This is a genomic window from Xanthomonas arboricola pv. guizotiae (genome assembly GCF_002940205.1).
In the GTDB taxonomy this organism is placed as follows: Bacteria; Pseudomonadota; Gammaproteobacteria; order Xanthomonadales; family Xanthomonadaceae; genus Xanthomonas; species Xanthomonas arboricola_C.
In genome coordinates this window covers 22,316-38,537 of record NZ_MDSK01000009.1, presented here as the reverse complement: position 1 = coordinate 38,537, position 16,222 = coordinate 22,316, and the positions used below count along the sequence as shown (strand labels likewise).

At 66.4% G+C, this 16,222-nt stretch carries 12 protein-coding genes; 8 read left to right on the top strand and 4 right to left on the bottom strand.

Features of this window, described 5'->3' with window-relative positions:
- Positions 1-8 precede the first annotated feature (8 nt).
- Positions 9-467 carry a cytochrome c-type biogenesis protein gene (locus tag XarbCFBP7408_RS07380; protein ID WP_104562480.1) on the top strand — a complete coding sequence of 153 codons (459 nt, stop codon included), beginning with the start codon at positions 9-11 and terminating at the stop codon, positions 465-467.
- Positions 461-1,165 (top strand): tetratricopeptide repeat protein, encoded by a 705-nt coding sequence (locus XarbCFBP7408_RS07375; protein WP_104562405.1) that lies wholly within the window; start codon positions 461-463, stop codon positions 1,163-1,165. Before XarbCFBP7408_RS07380 ends, XarbCFBP7408_RS07375 begins: the two co-directional genes overlap by 7 nt.
- Before the next feature lie 95 nt (positions 1,166-1,260).
- Here XarbCFBP7408_RS07375 and XarbCFBP7408_RS07370 read toward each other — a convergent pair whose 3' ends face one another.
- Both XarbCFBP7408_RS07370 and XarbCFBP7408_RS07365 read right to left on the bottom strand, forming a co-directional pair.
- The gene (locus XarbCFBP7408_RS07370; RefSeq protein WP_104562404.1) at positions 1,261-3,333 is read right to left on the bottom strand and encodes a PAS domain-containing sensor histidine kinase; all 2,073 of its coding nucleotides are present in this window, start codon (positions 3,331-3,333) and stop codon (positions 1,261-1,263) included.
- Positions 3,320-4,834: an ATPase domain-containing protein gene (locus tag XarbCFBP7408_RS07365; RefSeq protein WP_104562403.1), complete on the bottom strand. Its 1,515-nt coding sequence runs from the start codon at positions 4,832-4,834 to the stop codon at positions 3,320-3,322. Before XarbCFBP7408_RS07365 ends, XarbCFBP7408_RS07370 begins: the two co-directional genes overlap by 14 nt.
- 235 nt (positions 4,835-5,069) lie before the next feature.
- Here XarbCFBP7408_RS07365 and XarbCFBP7408_RS07360 point away from each other — a divergent pair, with 235 nt between their 5' ends.
- Positions 5,070-5,414, top strand: coding sequence for a response regulator (locus tag XarbCFBP7408_RS07360; protein WP_104562479.1), 345 nt, complete (start codon positions 5,070-5,072; stop codon positions 5,412-5,414).
- A gap of 40 nt (positions 5,415-5,454) precedes the next feature.
- Here XarbCFBP7408_RS07360 and XarbCFBP7408_RS07355 read toward each other — a convergent pair whose 3' ends face one another.
- Positions 5,455-8,313, bottom strand: a complete 2,859-nt coding sequence (locus XarbCFBP7408_RS07355; RefSeq protein ID WP_104562402.1) for a hybrid sensor histidine kinase/response regulator — start codon at positions 8,311-8,313, stop codon at positions 5,455-5,457.
- Between the two features lie 408 nt (positions 8,314-8,721).
- Here XarbCFBP7408_RS07355 and XarbCFBP7408_RS07350 point away from each other — a divergent pair, with 408 nt between their 5' ends.
- The 5 genes from XarbCFBP7408_RS07350 to XarbCFBP7408_RS07330 all read left to right on the top strand — a co-directional run bounded on the left by XarbCFBP7408_RS07350 (position 8,722) and on the right by XarbCFBP7408_RS07330 (position 14,095).
- On the top strand, positions 8,722-9,186 hold the full coding sequence (locus tag XarbCFBP7408_RS07350) for a MarR family winged helix-turn-helix transcriptional regulator (protein ID WP_104562478.1): 465 nt from the start codon (positions 8,722-8,724) through the stop codon (positions 9,184-9,186).
- A gap of 37 nt (positions 9,187-9,223) precedes the next feature.
- Positions 9,224-10,408, top strand: a complete 1,185-nt coding sequence (locus XarbCFBP7408_RS07345; RefSeq protein WP_104562401.1) for an FAD-dependent monooxygenase — start codon at positions 9,224-9,226, stop codon at positions 10,406-10,408.
- A 409-nt stretch (positions 10,409-10,817) separates the two neighbouring features.
- Entirely contained in the window at positions 10,818-12,929 is a 2,112-nt protein-coding gene (locus XarbCFBP7408_RS07340; protein WP_104562400.1) for a methyl-accepting chemotaxis protein, read from the top strand.
- A 184-nt stretch (positions 12,930-13,113) separates the two neighbouring features.
- Complete coding sequence (locus XarbCFBP7408_RS07335) at positions 13,114-13,518, top strand: hypothetical protein (protein WP_104562399.1); 405 nt, start codon at positions 13,114-13,116, stop codon at positions 13,516-13,518.
- A gap of 202 nt (positions 13,519-13,720) precedes the next feature.
- Positions 13,721-14,095 carry a nuclear transport factor 2 family protein gene (locus XarbCFBP7408_RS07330; RefSeq protein WP_104562398.1) on the top strand — a complete coding sequence of 125 codons (375 nt, stop codon included), beginning with the start codon at positions 13,721-13,723 and terminating at the stop codon, positions 14,093-14,095.
- Between the two features lie 137 nt (positions 14,096-14,232).
- Here XarbCFBP7408_RS07330 and XarbCFBP7408_RS07325 read toward each other — a convergent pair whose 3' ends face one another.
- On the bottom strand, positions 14,233-16,029 hold the full coding sequence (locus tag XarbCFBP7408_RS07325; protein ID WP_104562397.1) for a methyl-accepting chemotaxis protein: 1,797 nt from the start codon (positions 16,027-16,029) through the stop codon (positions 14,233-14,235).
- Positions 16,030-16,222: the final 193 nt, after the last annotated feature.

Genomic DNA, 16,222 nt, shown 5'->3' with positions numbered 1-16,222 from the left:
ACTGGCGCATGCACGGCCGGCAACTGCGTCTGCTGCTGGTGCTGCTGCTGGTGCTGCTGCTGGGCGTGCTGCTTGCGCCGCCGCTGGCTGCGCAGGCGGTGGACCCGCTGCCGTTCAAGAACCGCAGCGACGAAGCGCGTTATCAGCGCCTGACCGCGCAGTTGCGCTGCCTGGTGTGCCAGAACGAGAACCTGGCCGACTCCAACGCCGAGCTCGCGCGTGACCTGCGCCACCAGGTGTTCGCGCAGTTGCAGGCCGGCAGGAGCGATGCGCAGATCAAGCAGTACATGGTCGATCGCTATTCGGACTTCGTGCTGTACGACCCGCCGGTCAGGCGCGGCACCTGGCTGCTGTGGTTCGGTCCGTTGCTGCTGCTAGGTGCCGGTGCGGGCGTGGTGATCCATACCGTGCGCAAACGTGCGCGCGCCGGCACGCCGGTGGCGCCGCAACCGGAGGAAGAATGGTGATGACCGGTTTCTATATCGCAAGCGCCGCGCTGGTGGTCATCGCCTTGCTGTTGGTGTTGGTGCCGTTGCTGCGCCAGCCCGCGCGCAAGGGCAATGCACGCTACAGCCTGCCGATTGTGCTGGTGCTCGGCTTGCCGATCGCCACAGCCGGCTTGTATCGGCTGGTCGGAACGCCGGATGCGATCGCACGGCGTGTGTATGCGACGGCGCAACCGACAGACGCGCCTGCCGCCACCGCGGGTGAGCAAGCGCGGGCCGCAGAGGCCAACGCCGACGCTGCGCAGGAGCAGGCGTTGGAATCGTGGATGCAGCAAGCCAGGACCCACGAGCAGGACAACCGCCCCGCCGATGCGCGCGAGGCCTATGCGCAAGCGCTCAAAATCGCGCCGGATCTCAGCGCCGCCATCGTCGGCTGGGTGGCCGCGAACATGGCCACGCGCAGCGATTTCGCCATCGACGCCGACTCGCGCAGCCGCCTGCAACAGGTGGTCGCACGCGAGCCGGATCACCAACGCGGCCTGTGGCTGCTGGGCATCAGCGATTTTCAGCAGCACGATTACCGCGCCGCCAGCGAGCACTGGCGGCATCTGCATGGCTTGCTCGATGCCGGCTCGCCGATGCAGAAGGCGGTGGCCGACAAGATCGCCGTGGCCGAGACGCTGGCCAGTGCGCGGCAATCCGGGCGCGCAGCGCCCTGAAGCGGCGGCGAGTTGTTACCGCGTTCAACCACGCCACGCCCCCCGCCGACGGCAGCGCACGCGTGGTGTCAGGCGCGATTGACCGCGCAATCCAATCAGCCCGACGGCCCCAGCACCTCCTGCAGCTTTCCGCTGAACTCGCCCAGCGTAAACGGCTTGGCGATCATGCTCATGCCGTCGGCTAGAAACTCGCCGCGATCGCGCGCGGTTTCCGCATAGCCGGTCATGAAGATCACCGGCAGATCCCGCCGCGACTGCCGCGCGATCTCGGCCAACTGGCGCCCGTTGAGTCCGGGCAGGCCCACATCGGTCACCAGCAGATCGATGCGCCGCTGCGAGGCCAGGATCGGCAGCGCCGCATCGGCGTCGGCCACCACATCGGCCTCGTAGCCCAACTCGTTGAGCAGCTCGGTCACCAGCAGTCGCACCTGTTCGTCGTCTTCCACCACCAGCACCTGCTGGCCGCGCCCGGCCACCACCGCACCGGCTTGCGGTCGCGGCGACAGCGCCTGCGGATGGAGACCGGCGGGCAGGTACAGGCTCACCGTGGTGCCCTTCCCCAGCTCGGACTCCACCCATACCTGGCCATTGGACTGCTGCATGAAACCGTAGATCATCGACATGCCCAGTCCGGTGCCCTGCCCGATCGGCTTGGTGGTGTAGAACGGTTCGAACACACGCTCCAGCACGTCGGCCGACATGCCGACGCCGCTGTCGGTCACCGCCACCATCGCGTAATTGCCCGGCGCCAGCGTCACCCCGCGGCCCAGTTCCAGGGGCTGCGCTTGGACCTGCAACTGCCGGGTGGCGATGCGCAACCGCCCGCCAGTGGGCATCGCATCGCGGGCATTGATCGCCAGGTTGAGCAGTGCGCTCTCCAGCTGGTTTTCGTCGACATAGGCCTGCGGCAGGTCCGCCTGCAGATCGGTTTCCAGATGCACCGATTCGCCCAGCGTGCGCGCCAGCAATTCCTGCAGCGACACCACCAGGTCGTTCAGATGCAGATGCCGCGCTTCCAGCGATTGCCGGCGCGAAAACGCCAGCAGCCGTTGCGTCAGCGCGGCCGCGCGCAGGGCCGAGGCCGACGCCACGTCCAGAAAGCGGCCCAGCCCTTCGGTGCGGCCCTGGTCGATGCGCAGGCGCGCCAGATCCAGCGCCGACAGGATGCCGGTCAGCATGTTGTTGAAGTCGTGTGCGATGCCGCCGGTCAGCTGGCCCACCGCTTCCATCTTCTGCGCCTGGCGCAATGCCGCTTCGCTGGACTCGCGTGCCAGCATCTGCTGCTGCAGCTCGGCAGTGCGCTCGGCCACCTTGACCTCGAGCAGGCTGGCCTGCTGCTGGATCGATTCCAGCGCCAGCGCGCGCGCGGTGATGTCGGTGGCAAACACATGAAAGCCGTCCACCTGGCCGTCCGCATCCAGGCGCGGCATGTAGCGGATCTCCGCATCACGCCGGCGTCCGTCGGCGTGCGGCCAGCTGGCCTCCACCGTCAACGCCCGCCCGGCCAGTGCGGCCTCGATCCAGGCGCGGCGCTGCTGCACCACCGCCGGCCCCACTACGTCCCCCATCGGGCGCCCGATCACCTCGGCAGGCGGGATGCCGATCCAGTCTTCATACGAGCGGTTGGCGAAGCGGTACACCAGATGCTTGTCGATGAAGGCGATCAGCACCGGCAGCGCATCGGTGACGCGGCGCAGCTCGGCCTCGCTCGACATCAGGGCCATTTTGCCTTCGGCCAACTGCGCCATCTGGTCGCGGATCACGAACTGCTTCTGGCGCGATCGCAAGGCGGTGGAAATCGCGCTCAGCAACGACGCTGAACTCAGCGGCCGTTCCAGTTCGATGACATTGGTCACTTCCGGCGGCAGTGTGGCCTGACGCCCGCTGTGGCTGCCGCGCGGCGCACGCAGCAGCACGAACGGAATATCCGACCAGGCGGCCTGGCTCTGCAGGATGTGCGAAAGCTGCTGCAGATCGCCACCGACCGCTTCCTCGGTCAACACCACTACGCCGGAGCTATCGAGCAGGTCGTCGGCCAGCGCAGCCAGCGAGCCGTACACCCGGCGCGTCAGTCCGCGCTGGCCGACGATGCCGGCAATGCTCTCCGCATCGCGGCCGAACGGGGCGATGATGTGGACGATGGATCCATCCGCGTCACAGGTAGTCAAGTGGACGATCCAGCAACGGCGTATCGTCCCCCACGAAATGCGGAGTACCGGTCAGTACGCCGTGGAATTTCTCCAACGGCTCGCTCAGATGGATACCGCCCGTGCCGATGCGCAACTCGCGGATCGCATCCTCATGCGCGCCGCTGCGGTTCTTGATCACCGACAAGGCCTTGCGGATGCGCCCTTGCGCCTCGAAGAACCGGAACAGGATGACGGTGTCGGCCATGTAGGAGATGTTGAGGTTGCCGGTGGACATCGTGCCGACCAGGCCGTACTGCGGATTGACCAGGAACGTGGTCACACCGCTCTGGTTGAGGTAGGACAGCAGCTCGTGCATCTGCAGCATCAGCTGCTTTTCCTGCGGCATCGAGGTGAGGTAGCCGTTGAGGCTGTCGATCACCAGCACGCGGCAGCCGCGCTCTTCCACGCTGGCCCGCACTGCCCAGGCAAACTCGCCCGGGGTCAGCTCGGCCGGATCCATCTGATGCAGTTCCAGCAGGCCCGCGTCCAGATACTTGTGCAGATCCATGCCCAGGCTCTCGGCACGTGTCAGCAAGGTGCCGGTACGCTCGTCGAATTCCAGGATGCAGCAATGCTCGCCGCGCTCGCAGGCGGCGGTCACGTACTGCAGCGCGATATTGGTCTTGCCGGAACCGGCAGGCCCGGTCAGCAGCGTGCTGGTGCCGCGCAGCGGCCCGCCGTGCAGCAGCGCATCGATACGCGCCACGCCACTGGACACCGGATCGCCGATGAACGGCACATGGTGATCGGAGGCGATCAGCCGCGGAAAGATCCGCATGCCACCGGTGGTGATGGTGATGTCGTGGTAGCCGGCGATGAAATCCACGCCACGCAGTTTCTGCACCTGCATGCGCCGGCGCGCCGCGCCGAAATCCAGCGTCATGCGTTCCAGCGAAATCACCCCATGGCACAGGCTGTGCAGGTGCGCGTCGCGTTCGCCGTTTTCGCCGGTGAGGTCATCGACCAGGAACACGGTGATGTTGCGCGGCGCAAAGAACTGCTTGAGCGCCAGCACCTGACGCCGGTAGCGCAGCGAATCCTGCGCCAGCAGGCGCAACTCGGACAACGAGTCGAACACCACACGCGTCGGTTTGACCCGGTCCACTTCGGACTGGATCAGCTTGATGGTGCCATCCAGCTCCATTTCCCACGGATGCAGAATGGACTGCTGGCGTCCATCGCCCAGAAACGCCTCGGCCGACGCCAGCTCGAAGACATGCAGCGCCTCCAGCGACCAGTCGTGCGAAGCGGCCACTTCGTTGAGCTCGTCGATGGTCTCCGACAAGGTCACATACAGACAGCTCTCGTCCTTGGCAGCGCCATCGAGCAGGAACTGCAGCGACGCGGTGGTCTTCCCCGAGCCCGGCTGGCCTTCCAGCAGGTACAGGCGGTTGGGCGGCAGTCCGCCGCGCAGAATGGTGTCAAGCCCCGCGGTACCAGTCGTAACGCGGCTTGCGCTCATCGGCTTCAGATGTCCCATGGCTTGAATTTATCACGGGCGCGTCGTCGAACGTTGCGCACCAATGCGTGAATCAGCCTGCTTGGTGCGGAATGAGCGCACGCGATACCACGGCGTGCTGTGAACTGCGCCGCGCTTTAGGACAGTTCCGACACGTTCGTCACGCGCGTGCGCCTAGCGTTGCGCCTGAAGTGCGTCGCATGCTTGCGATCGCTCGAGGACAGCGGTGAATCACGCATCATGTAACGCCCGTATCCTGTTGGTCGAAGACGACGATGCCATTCGTGCGATGACCGCAGATATCCTGGGTGACGAGGGCTACCAGGTCATCGCTTCGCCAGACGCCGAGCAGGCGCTGGAGCAGCTCAACCAGGCGCGTCCGTTCGATCTGCTGCTGTCCGATATCTGCCTGCCCGGCATGAACGGGCGCGACCTTGCCGACAATGCGCGCCGCCTGTATCCCGCCCTGCCGATCGTGTTCATGACCGGCTACGCCGGCGCCATCGCCAAGCGCGCGGATTTTCTCGATACCGGCATGCGTCTGTTGACCAAGCCGTTTTCGTTGCGCGACCTGCTGGGCATCGTGCAGACAGCGCTGTAGGCAACCTCAACCGAATCATCGCCAAGCCTGCATGCAGGCCTCAGTGCGATTTGCGTTCCAGCAGTTGCGCCACGCGGCGTTCCAGGTCCACGGCCAGAAACGGCTTGGTCAGCACCTCCATGCCCTCCTCCAGTTGCCCGGCGCCCACCGCCGCGGTGGCCGCGTAGCCGGTGACGAACAGTACCGGCAGCGTCGGCCGGTATTGCCGCCCCGCGTCGGCGACCTGACGCCCGTTCAATCCGCCGGTCAGGCCGACGTCGGTCACCAGCAGATCGATCGTCTCCTGCGAGCGCAGGCGCTCCACCGCCGCGCTGCCTTCGGCGGTCTCGATGACGCGGTAGCCCGCTTCGCTCAGCACTTCGGACATCAACACGCGGATCGCGGTTTCGTCTTCCACCAGCAGCACCGTGCAGCTGGGCGCGGTCGAGCGCAGCGGTTGCTCGGTCGCCGGCACCGCCTCGTCCTGCGCCGGCACGCCATCGACGCGCGGCAGATACAGCGCCATGGTGGTGCCGACGCCCAGCTCCGAATCGATCCGCACGTGGCCGCCGGACTGGCGGGTGAATCCGTAGATCATCGACAAGCCCAGACCGGTGCCTTGCCCGATCGGCTTGGTGGTGAAGAACGGCTCGAACACCTTGGACATCACATCGGCGCTCATGCCGGTGCCGGTGTCCTGCACGCTCAGGCACACGTACTCGCCGATCGGCAGATCCAGCTGCTGGGCGGCGCCGGCCTCCAGCACCCGGTTGGCGACAGCGATGGTGAGCTCGCCGCCATCGGGCATCGCATCGCGCGCGTTGATGCACAGGTTCAACAGCGCGTTTTCCAGCTGCGGCGCATCCACCAGCACTTTCCAGGCGTCGGCTGCAGGGCGCAGCCGCAAGGCGATCGAGGGCCCGAGCGTGCGCGCGATGATGTCGTGCATGCCCTGCACCAGCGCCTGCACCTCCAGCGCGGTGGGCGCCAGGGTCTGCCGGCGCGAGAACGCCAGCAACCGCTGGGTCAACGCGGTGGCGCGCGCGGCGCTGGATTGCGCCATGTCCACGTAGCGCTCCAGGCGGTCGTACCTGCCCTGTTCGATGCGCGTCTGCAACAGCTCCAGACCGACGCTGATCGCCGTCAGCAGATTGTTGAAGTCGTGCGCCAGCCCGCCGGTCAGCTGGCCGACCGCCTCCATCTTCTGGCTCTGGCGCAGCTTTTCCTCGGCCAGCAGCAGCGCCGCGCTGCGTTCGCGCACGCGCTCTTCCAGGGTTTCGGTCAGCTGGCGCAGCTGCTGTTCGGCCAGCCGCTTGTCGGTGATGTCGGCAGCGGTGCCGAACCACTCCACGATCTGCTCGCGCTCGTCCAGCAAGGGAATCGCGCGCATCAGGGTCCAGCCCACCCGCTGATCGGCATCCAGCACGCGGTATTCCACGTCCAGCCCGCTCTTGTTGAGGATCGAATGCGCAATGGCTTCGGCCAGCCGCGCGCGATCGTCCGGGTGCACCATCTCCTGCTGCCAGTTCAAGCTTGCCGAGAGCGCATCGCTCAGCGCCCCCTCGCCAACCAGCTGGCGGAGCTCGCGCCAGTCTGTGCTGGCCGAAAAGATCGACTGCGAGGACGCGCGCACCAGCGCATCCAGCCGGCGCTCGCTCTCGCGCAGGGCTTCGCTGGCCAGCCGCTCGGCAGTGCGGTCGCGCAACACCTTGACAAAGCCGATCGCCGCGCCGGTTTCTTCGCGCAGCACCATCAGCGAACCGTTCGCCCAGAACCGCTGGCCGGACCTGCGCACATGCCAGCGCTCGTCCATGCCGCTGCCGCTCTCCAGCGCCGCCGCCGCCTCGATCAGGATCTGCCGGCGCTCCACATCTTCCGGGGTAAAGGTGCGCTCCAGGGTCTGGCCCAGCATCTCGGTCTCGGTCCAGCCCAGGATGCGCTGTGCGCCCTCGTTCCAGGACGTCACCAGGCCGTGCAGGTCGGTGGCGATGATCGCGTAGTCCATCACGCTGTCCAGGATCTGCCGGTTGCGCACTTCCGCCTCGCGCACCGCCCGTTCCAGGCCGATGCGGTCGGTGATGTCCAGGCCCTGTACGAAGATGCCGGAGACGGTGCCGTCGGCGCCGGCGATCGGCTGGTAGACCAGATCCAGCAGGCGCCGCTCCACCGCACCACCCGGCTCGGCCTGCACGTTGTAGGCCAGCGCATTGGCCGCATAGGCGCGACCGGACCGATACACCTCGTCCAGGCGATGCAGATGGCCCTGCTCGACCAGATCCGGCAAGGCCTCGGCCAGCGGTTTGCCGATCACCTCGCGGTGCCCGATCAGCCGCGAGTAGCACGGGTTGGCGAATTCCACCCGATGCTGCGGACCGCTCAGGAACGCCATGAACATCGGCGCCTGTTCGAACAACCGGATCAGCCGCTCGTGCTCATCGGCAAGACGGTTTTGCGCCATCTTGCGCTCGGTGACTTCGTTGGTGACGCAGAACGCGCCGCCCACACGCCCATCGTCCAGATAAATTGGCGAGAACGAGAACGTCCACCAGGTGTCTTCCGGCGTGCCGTAGCGGTTCATGCCGATCGGCACTTCCTCGAAGCGCGAGGCGCGCCCCGCGAACGCGGCCTCGATCGGCGCACGCACCGCTTCCCATGCATCGGCCCACAATTCCCGCAGCGGCGCACCCAGCGCACGCGGCTGCCGCGGCCCCAGAATCGGCGTGTATGCATCGTTGTGGAAAAAGGTCAGCGCATCGCCCCACACCACGTACATGCTTTCCGGCGAGCTGAGCATCAGGCTGACGGCATTGCGCAGCGGCGACGGCCACTGCGTCGTCAGCCCCACTGGCGTTGCGGCCCAGTCGTAGGCACGCACGGCCTGCGCCATGGCGCTGTCGCCATACGGAAACGCCGCGCTCATGTGGCGCCCAGGCGTGCTGCCGCCCGACGGCAGGCGTCTTGCGTGCAAGGCGCAACGCGGTGCGCGGCCGGCTTACCAATCACCCAAACAAGCATCTTTGACGAACCATTGAAGAACCAGGGGCCAACGCCGCGCGTCGCCGGCCGGCAGGAGCGGAACAGGCCGACATGTCGGCCTGACCTGGCACCAACGCCATCCGGCGTGGCCGTTGGCGCCCTGCAAGGCGTGCAGCGCCCGCCTACGTTACAACACTCGAGACGATGCCTGCCGCCTGCGCGCCGCCCCACCATGGCGCGTTGGCGCGGCAGCCGGCATCGATGCCCGGCCGCGGCGCGCAGGCGATGCCCGGTGGGGCGCGTGCCCGGATAAAATCGCGCGATGGCCCAACGGCATGGCACGATGACGCAGATGCAGGATCGCGATGCACTCATTCACCCACTGGCTGCGGTGGCGCCGGGGTATCTGGCCAACCATGCTGCGCGGGTCTTCAATCGTCTGGTGGATGCGCAGCTGCGGCCGCACGGCATGTCGCTGGCACTGCTCGGGCCGATCATGCTGCTGTCCTGGAAAGGGCCGATGCTGCAGCGCGACCTGGTGATCGACTCGGCAGTGAAGCAGCCGGCCATGGTGGCGCTGCTGGACAAACTGCAGGGCCTGCAGCTGATCGAGCGCGCCCCGACGCCGCAGGACCGCCGCGCCGCGGTGGTCTCGCTCACGCCGCGCGGGCGCAGGATCGCCGAGATCGGCGGCAGGATACTGGTCGATCTCAATGCCGATGCGCTGAAGGACTTCTCCCCCGAGGAGGCGCAGCAGGCTGTCGCATTCATGCAGCGCCTGATCGCCAACCTGGAGCAGCGCGACCAGGCCATGTAATATCACTCATGATATTTCTTGCTTCGGGTGATCTGTCATGGCGCGTCGCATCCTCATCACCGGCGCAAGCGTCGCCGGCAACACCGTGGCCTGGGCGCTCGCCCGGCAGGGGGTCGACGTCAGCGTCGTCGAGCAGGCCGCGCAGTTTCGCGATGGCGGCCAGAACATCGACGTGCGTGGCGTCGGCCGCCAGGTCCTGCAGCGCATGGGCCTGGAGCAGGCCGCACTCGCTCACGGCACCGGCGAGGAAGGCACCGCCTGGGTCGACGACCACGGCGATGCGGTGGCGACCTTCAAGACCGACGCCATCGACGGCGATGGCCCGACCGCGGAGCTGGAAATCCTGCGCGGCGACCTCGCCCGCCTGCTCTACGACGCCGCCCGCCAGAACGCCGAGTACCGGTTCGGCGACCGCATCGCCAGCATCGACGACGACGGCGAGGCTGCCGCCGTCCGCTTCCAGAGCGGACGCAGCGACCGCTTCGATGCCGTCATCGTCGCCGAAGGCGTCGGCTCGGCCACACGCGAGCGGCTGTTCCCCGGCGAGAACGACCCGCGCTGGATGGATCTGACCATCGCCTACTTCACCATCGCACGCAGCGCCGACGACGACCGCCTGTGGCGCTGGTATCACAGCACCGGCGGGCGCAGCATCTCGTTGCGCCCGGACCAGCACGGCACCACGCGCGCCATGCTGTCGCTGCAGAAAGCCCCCGAGGGCGAGCAGGACTGGGATGTGGCGACCCAGAAGGCCTATCTGCGCGAACGCTTCGCCGACGCCGGCTGGCAGGCCAGGCGGGTGCTGGACGGCATGGACACCACCGAGGATTTCTACTTCGACGCCTTGCGGCAGGTGCGCATGCCGCGCTGGCACGCCGGCCGCGTCGTGCTGACCGGCGACGCCGCCTGGTGCGCAACCCCGCTGGCCGGCATCGGCGCCACCCTTGCGGTCACCGGCGGCTATGTGCTGGCCAACGAGATCGCACGCGCCGCGACCCTGGAGCAGGCCTTTGCCGCCTACGCCGACGCCATGCGGCCGATGGTGGAACAAGGCCAGGGCGTGCCGAAGATCGGCCCGCGCCTGATGAATCCGCACAGCCGGCTCGGCATCCAGCTGCTGCACGGCGCGCTGAAATTCGCCAGCCACCCCAGCCTCCAGCACCTTGCCGCCAAGCTGATGACGCCATCGATGAAGGCGCCGGATCTGTCGCGCTACGACTGAGGCCGTCTGGAGCGGCGGCTGTGCTGCGGTGGCCGCACGGTGCGTGCTGATCGACGCCCGACATCGGCCGCAGTTTCCGCGCAGCAGCCCTCTCCACGCCTCGGCCACTGGCAGCGCCTGAATCCGCCGCCGTCCCGACGCTGACCGGCACCGCGACGCTGCGGCCGCGGGCGCTGGCTTGCGACCTCGATGCGCTGGCCTGGCGGCGGCGCGAAGCCAACCATGGATGAATCGCGCCCGGGCCGGCGGTTTCATTTCCGCTGAGGCAGGCCGCTAACGAACAGGTCGAGACATCCTTCGTGCAGCGGAAACGCTGCCGACCCCATCGGTGTCCCGGGCGCATCGCCTCCCAGCTGTTGCTGGGATTCTTCCCGCTCTTCCGCTCGCCGGATCACCGATCACACTCCCTATGTCCCTGCTTTCGAATCTGCGCATCGGTCAGCGCCTGGCCCTCGGCTTCCTCGCGATCATTGTCCTGATGGTGATCCTCACCGTCGTCGGCATCCAGCGCGTGCGCAGCATTGACCAGCAGCTCACCGCCATCAACGAAGTGAACAGCGTCAAACAACGCTATGCGATCAATTTCCGCGGCAGCGTGCACGACCGCGCGATCGCCCTGCGCGATGTCGTGCTGCTGGACGACCCGGCAGACCGGCACACGGCAGAGCAATCGATCGACAAGCTCGCCGCGGACTACGCCCGCTCCGCCAAGCCGCTGGACGACATGATCGCGGCCTCCACGGACACGGAAGAGAAGGCCATCCTCCAGCGGATCAAGGCCATCGAGCAGCGCACCATGCCGTTGATCGCGCAGGTGCGTGGATTCCGCGATGGCGCCGACAAGCCGCATGCCGAACAACGCCTGCTGCAGCAGGCGCGCCCTGCGTTCGTCGACTGGCTGGCCAGCATCAACGCCTTCATCGACCTGCAGGAGGCCAAGAACCGCGCGGCCGCCAAGGACGCGGTGACTACCGCGCGCGGCTTTGCGATGTTGATGGTGGTCTCCACCGTCATCGCCTTGCTGCTGGGCGCAACCATTGCGTTGCTGCTGACCCGCAGCGTGGTGCTGCCCTTGCGCCAATCGCTGCGGCTGGCCGAGCGCATCAACGACGGCGACCTGCGCAGCCAGGACCTGCCCACCAGCAAGGACGAGTCCGGCCAGCTGCTGCGCGCGATGCAACAGATGCAGCGCCGCCTGCAGGATGTGATCTCCGCCCAACGCAACATGGCGGCCCGCCACGATGCCGGCGAGATCAGTTACCGCACCGACGCCCAGCAGTTCCCCGGCGAATACGGGCACATGGTGCAGGACACCAATGCCCTGGTGCATGCGCACGTGCAGACCCAGTTGCGCATGACCGAGGTCATGGGCAGCTATGCCGTCGGCGACCTGGCTCCCGAAATCGAGCAATACCCCGGCGAAAAGGCCGCCATCACCGCCACCATGCAGCAGGTCAAGCAGAACCTGCGCGCCATCAACGCGCAGATCCAGCAGCTCACCCAGGCCGCGTGCGCCGGCAACTTCGCACTGCGCGGCCAGCCGGAAAAGTTCGAGCACGACTTCCGCCTGATGGTCGAAAACCTCAACACCATGATGGCCACCTCCGACACCAACCTGGCCAGGTTTTCCGACCTGCTGCGGTGCATCGCCGATGGCGACCTGACCGTGCGCATGACCGGCAACTTTCACGGTGTGTTCGCCTCCATGCGCGACGACGCCAACAGCACCGTGCATCGCCTGACCGACATCGTCACGCATATCCAGACCACCTCCAACAGCATCGGCTTTGCCGCCGAAGACATCGCCAGCGGCAACCAGGAACTGGCCCGCCGCAGCGAACAGCAGGCCGCCAGCCTGGAACAGACTGCCGCCTCGATGGAAGAGCTGACCTCCACCGTCAAGCAGAATGCCGAACACGCCGGCCGCGCCAATCAACTCGCACTGGGTGCCGCCGCGATCGCCTCGGAAGGGCGCGATGTGGTCGGCCAGGTCATCGAACAGATGTCCGGCATCGAGGCCTCGTCCAGGCGTATCGCCGACATCATCTCGGTCATCGACGGCATTGCCTTCCAGACCAACATCCTTGCGCTCAATGCCGCCGTCGAGGCCGCACGCGCCGGCGAACAGGGTCGCGGTTTCGCCGTGGTCGCCTCGGAAGTGCGCACCCTCTCGCACCGCTCATCGGACGCCGCCAAGGAGATCAAACGCCTGATCGACGACTCCGTGCAACGCGTCGCCGACGGTGCGACGCTGGTGCACAAGGCCGGCACCACCATGGGCGAGGTCGTCACCAGCGTCCAGCATGTCACCGACATCATGGGCCACATCTCCGCCGCCTCGCAGGAACAGGCCGGCGGCATCGAACAGGTCAACCTGACCGTCGCGCAGATGGAAGAAACCACCCAGCAAAACGTCAGCCTGGTCGAAGCCGCGAGCACGGCGGCACGCTCGCTGGAAGCGCATTCGACCCAGCTGACGCGCGCGGTCGAAGTGTTCAAGGTCGGTGCCTCGGTGATCTGACTGGGTGGGATAGCGCGATCCTCAGTGACTGGCCTTGTTGCTGCCTGCGCTCGCGCAATGCTGCGCACCTGCGCGAGCGCATCACGGCGAAGTGACGCTGCATCGCATTGATGTGGTCGCTACATCCGCACAGCGCACCGAGACATCGGCTTGCATCTCCACAACACCTGGGCATGATTGCGCCATGGACCGTCTCCGCCCCTTCCGCACGCTGGCGCTTGCACCGCTTCTGGTAGCCTGGCTTGCCGCCTGCGCGGCGGCAGGCCCGGTCGCCAGCCAGCCCATCGAAGGGCCGGTGCGGCTGGGACAAATCGCCGCGGTCGATGGCCCCAGGGTACGTCCCGACCGCGTCATCGAAGACAGCCGTTGCCCGGCCGAGGTGCAATGCGTGGTGGCGGGCCGGTTGATCGTCAGGGCGACCGTGTTCGGCGGCGGTTGGTCCAAACAGATCGATCTCACGCTTGGCGTCCCGGTGCCTGTGGCCGATGGGGCAGTGACGCTGGTCGCCGCCACTGCCCTGCCAGCAGATTCGACAACGGCCTCCGCGTCCGACCTCCTGTTCACCTTCCGCTTTCAGGGTGGCCGTTGATCAACGTGCTTCAGACCCGGCGCGCTGCAGCACGACCGTAAGACCCTACCGGCGCCAACACCTCATCCAGCGCTGCACAGGACGCCTGTCGCTCGCGTTGTCAGCGTTCGAGGACTTACGCGATCCTTCTTTCTTGGCAGTCATCCGCAGATGCCGGACGATAGCGACGTGTCCTCCCCCTACGTGAGCAGATTGCCCAGACATGACCACCGATAGCGCCCTCTCGATCGTTCAAGCGCAGCTGGATGCCTACAACGCCAAGGATATCGACGCGTTGCTGGCCACCTATGCTGACGATGCCGAGCATTACACCTTGCACGGACCACAGCTGGCCAAGGGACATGCCATGCTTCGCGAGCGGTTTCTGGCCCGCTTTCAAGAGCCGGACCTGCATGCGCAGCTGTTGTCGCGGACCGTCGTCGGCAACATCGTCGCCGACGCAGAGCGCATCACCCGCAACTTTCCTGACGGGATCGGCCTTGTTGAGATGCTATGCCTCTACGAGGTGGTCGACGGAAAAATCCAGAGAGCCTCATTCGCGACCGGCGCACGCATCGACACCGCACCTGCTCGATGAAACATTTCAGGCGATCGGCCTAGACCGGGCGCCTTTTCAGGCCGAGCGTAGAAAAGCCATTGAACGCATGCTGGTTTCCAGTGCACCGCCCTGCTTCCCGGCATTACCAGGTCACAGGGCGGCACTGGCTACACGCGTTATGCAGCCAATGCGAGCTTCGTCTTGCCGGAGGCGCTGCGTGAGCTGTTGGCAACACTCTCCACCAACGCCGTCGCCTGATCCTCAAGTGCGCGGGCCGATGATGCCATGGTGTCAACAAGAGCGGAGTTTTGCTGGGTCGCTGCATCCATCTGCGAGATGGTTTGATTGATCTGCTCGATGCCAGCGCTCTGCTCGTGACTGGCCGCGGCAATTCCGCTCATGATGTCGTTGACCTGCCGCACCGAGGAAAGCAGTTCTTCCATGGCCTTACCCGCCACGTTGACCTGCTCCGCGCCCTGACCCACCTTCGCACCCGAATCGGCGATCAGGTCGCGGATCTCCTTGGCCGCCATGGTGCAGCGCTGCGCGAGGCTGCGCACCTCGGACGCAACGACCGCAAAGCCACGTCCCTGCTCGCCAGCCCGCGCCGCTTCCACGGCCGCGTTCAAGGCAAGGATATTGGTCTGGAACGCGATGCCATCGATGACGGTGATGATTTCGCCGATCTTCCGCGACGACGCCTGGATTGCCGCCATGGTGCTGACGACACCATTGACCAGCTCACCGCCATGCAACGCGGTCTCTGCGGCCTTGCTCGCCAGCGAATTGGCCTGACGCGCACCTTCGGCGTTCTTGCGAACGATGCTGGTCATCTCCTCCATGGAGCTTGCAGTCTCCTCGAGCGCCGCCGCCTGCTGCTCCGTGCGCCGCGACAGGTCATCGTTGCTGCGCACGATGTCACCTGCCGCACTGCTGAGCGTATTTGCCACCTCGCCCAGCTGACGCCCGGCTTCCACGTCCATCAATGCTCCAACCGCGCGCAACGGCGTGCCATCGGCAGCGCGCTTGGTCAGGCCGCGTGCGCGGAACCAGCGGTACTGGCCGTTCTTGAGCTGCAGGCGATACTCGATATCGAAGTTGGTGCGGCCACTGCGGTCGTTCAAATGCGCCGCGAACGCGTTCAAAGAACGCTCCTTGTCTTCCGGGTGCAGCCGTGACGCCCAGCTATCGAGCACGTTGGGGAAGTCCTGCTCGGACTCGAAGCCGAGCAGATGGCGGAACTGCTGCGACCACCAGAATTCGTTGTTCGGATTGATCGGGTCGCCCGCGATCACGCTCATGTCCCACAAGCCGTCGCTGAGCATCTGCGAGCCGAGCTCGAAGCGCGTCAGCGTGATGTCGAGGAACTGCTCGCGCGCACGGCGCTCGGTGATGTCGGTGAGCGAACCCGCCACACGGAGCGGCAAGCCCTGTGCATCGCGCTCGGTAGTGCCAAATGCGCGGAACCAGCGATATTCGCCGGACTTCAGACGCAGGCGGTTTTCCACGTCGTAAGGGGTTCGACCGCTGCGATCGGCAAGGTGCGCCGCAAAGGCATCCAGCGTCGGCTGCTTGTCATCCGGGTGCAGGCAGGCGACCCAGCTGTCCAGGACATTGGGAAAATCCTGTTCAGAGGCAAAGCCCAGCAGCCGGCGCATCTGCGGCGACCACCACACCGGGCTGTCGGGGTGGCTGGGATCGCCGGCGATGACACCAATATCCCAGAGCCCGTCGGTCGTACCACTGGCGACCAGCTCGAAACGGCCCTCCAGATGGCGTAACGCGGTCGTCGCGTCTTCCGCCTCGGCCTTGGCCAGATCACGCTCCTGCTGGGCCGCATACAAACGCTCGGCCATCTTCTTCAGAAGCACAGCCGAGCCGTTGTTGGGCCACTGCGCACTGCCCCCCTTCAATGTGGCATCAACCGCTTTGGTCAGTGCCTCCACCTTCTTGTGGCTGTCGGAGAAAAACATGGCGACCTCTGCTGCTTGCTTAGGGGATGCGTCCCTAGCGGCGGCGACCGGACTTTCTTGATGGTCCTTTCCCGATCCACCCGCCTGGCTGCGTCGAGCATTCAGCTAAGCAGCCGCAGTCCCGATGACTCGCGCCCGCCGGCTGCCACTGCTTGCCACGCGGCGCGGCGGTCGCCTGGCAGCCCACGCGCCG

Excerpts from the sequence above, each read along its gene's own strand:
- XarbCFBP7408_RS07380 (WP_104562480.1), top strand. The coding sequence starts at position 9 with ATGCACGGCCGGCAACTGCGTCTGCTGCTGGTGCTGCTGCTGGTGCTG.
- XarbCFBP7408_RS07375 (WP_104562405.1), top strand. The coding sequence starts at position 461 with ATGGTGATGACCGGTTTCTATATCGCAAGCGCCGCGCTGGTGGTCATC.
- XarbCFBP7408_RS07365 (WP_104562403.1), bottom strand. The coding sequence starts at position 4,834 with ATGGGACATCTGAAGCCGATGAGCGCAAGCCGCGTTACGACTGGTACC.
- XarbCFBP7408_RS07355 (WP_104562402.1), bottom strand. The coding sequence starts at position 8,313 with ATGAGCGCGGCGTTTCCGTATGGCGACAGCGCCATGGCGCAGGCCGTG.
- XarbCFBP7408_RS07350 (WP_104562478.1), top strand. The coding sequence starts at position 8,722 with ATGCAGGATCGCGATGCACTCATTCACCCACTGGCTGCGGTGGCGCCG.
- XarbCFBP7408_RS07345 (WP_104562401.1), top strand. The coding sequence starts at position 9,224 with ATGGCGCGTCGCATCCTCATCACCGGCGCAAGCGTCGCCGGCAACACC.
- XarbCFBP7408_RS07340 (WP_104562400.1), top strand. The coding sequence starts at position 10,818 with ATGTCCCTGCTTTCGAATCTGCGCATCGGTCAGCGCCTGGCCCTCGGC.
- XarbCFBP7408_RS07335 (WP_104562399.1), top strand. The coding sequence starts at position 13,114 with ATGGACCGTCTCCGCCCCTTCCGCACGCTGGCGCTTGCACCGCTTCTG.
- XarbCFBP7408_RS07330 (WP_104562398.1), top strand. The coding sequence starts at position 13,721 with ATGACCACCGATAGCGCCCTCTCGATCGTTCAAGCGCAGCTGGATGCC.
- XarbCFBP7408_RS07325 (WP_104562397.1), bottom strand. The coding sequence starts at position 16,029 with ATGTTTTTCTCCGACAGCCACAAGAAGGTGGAGGCACTGACCAAAGCG.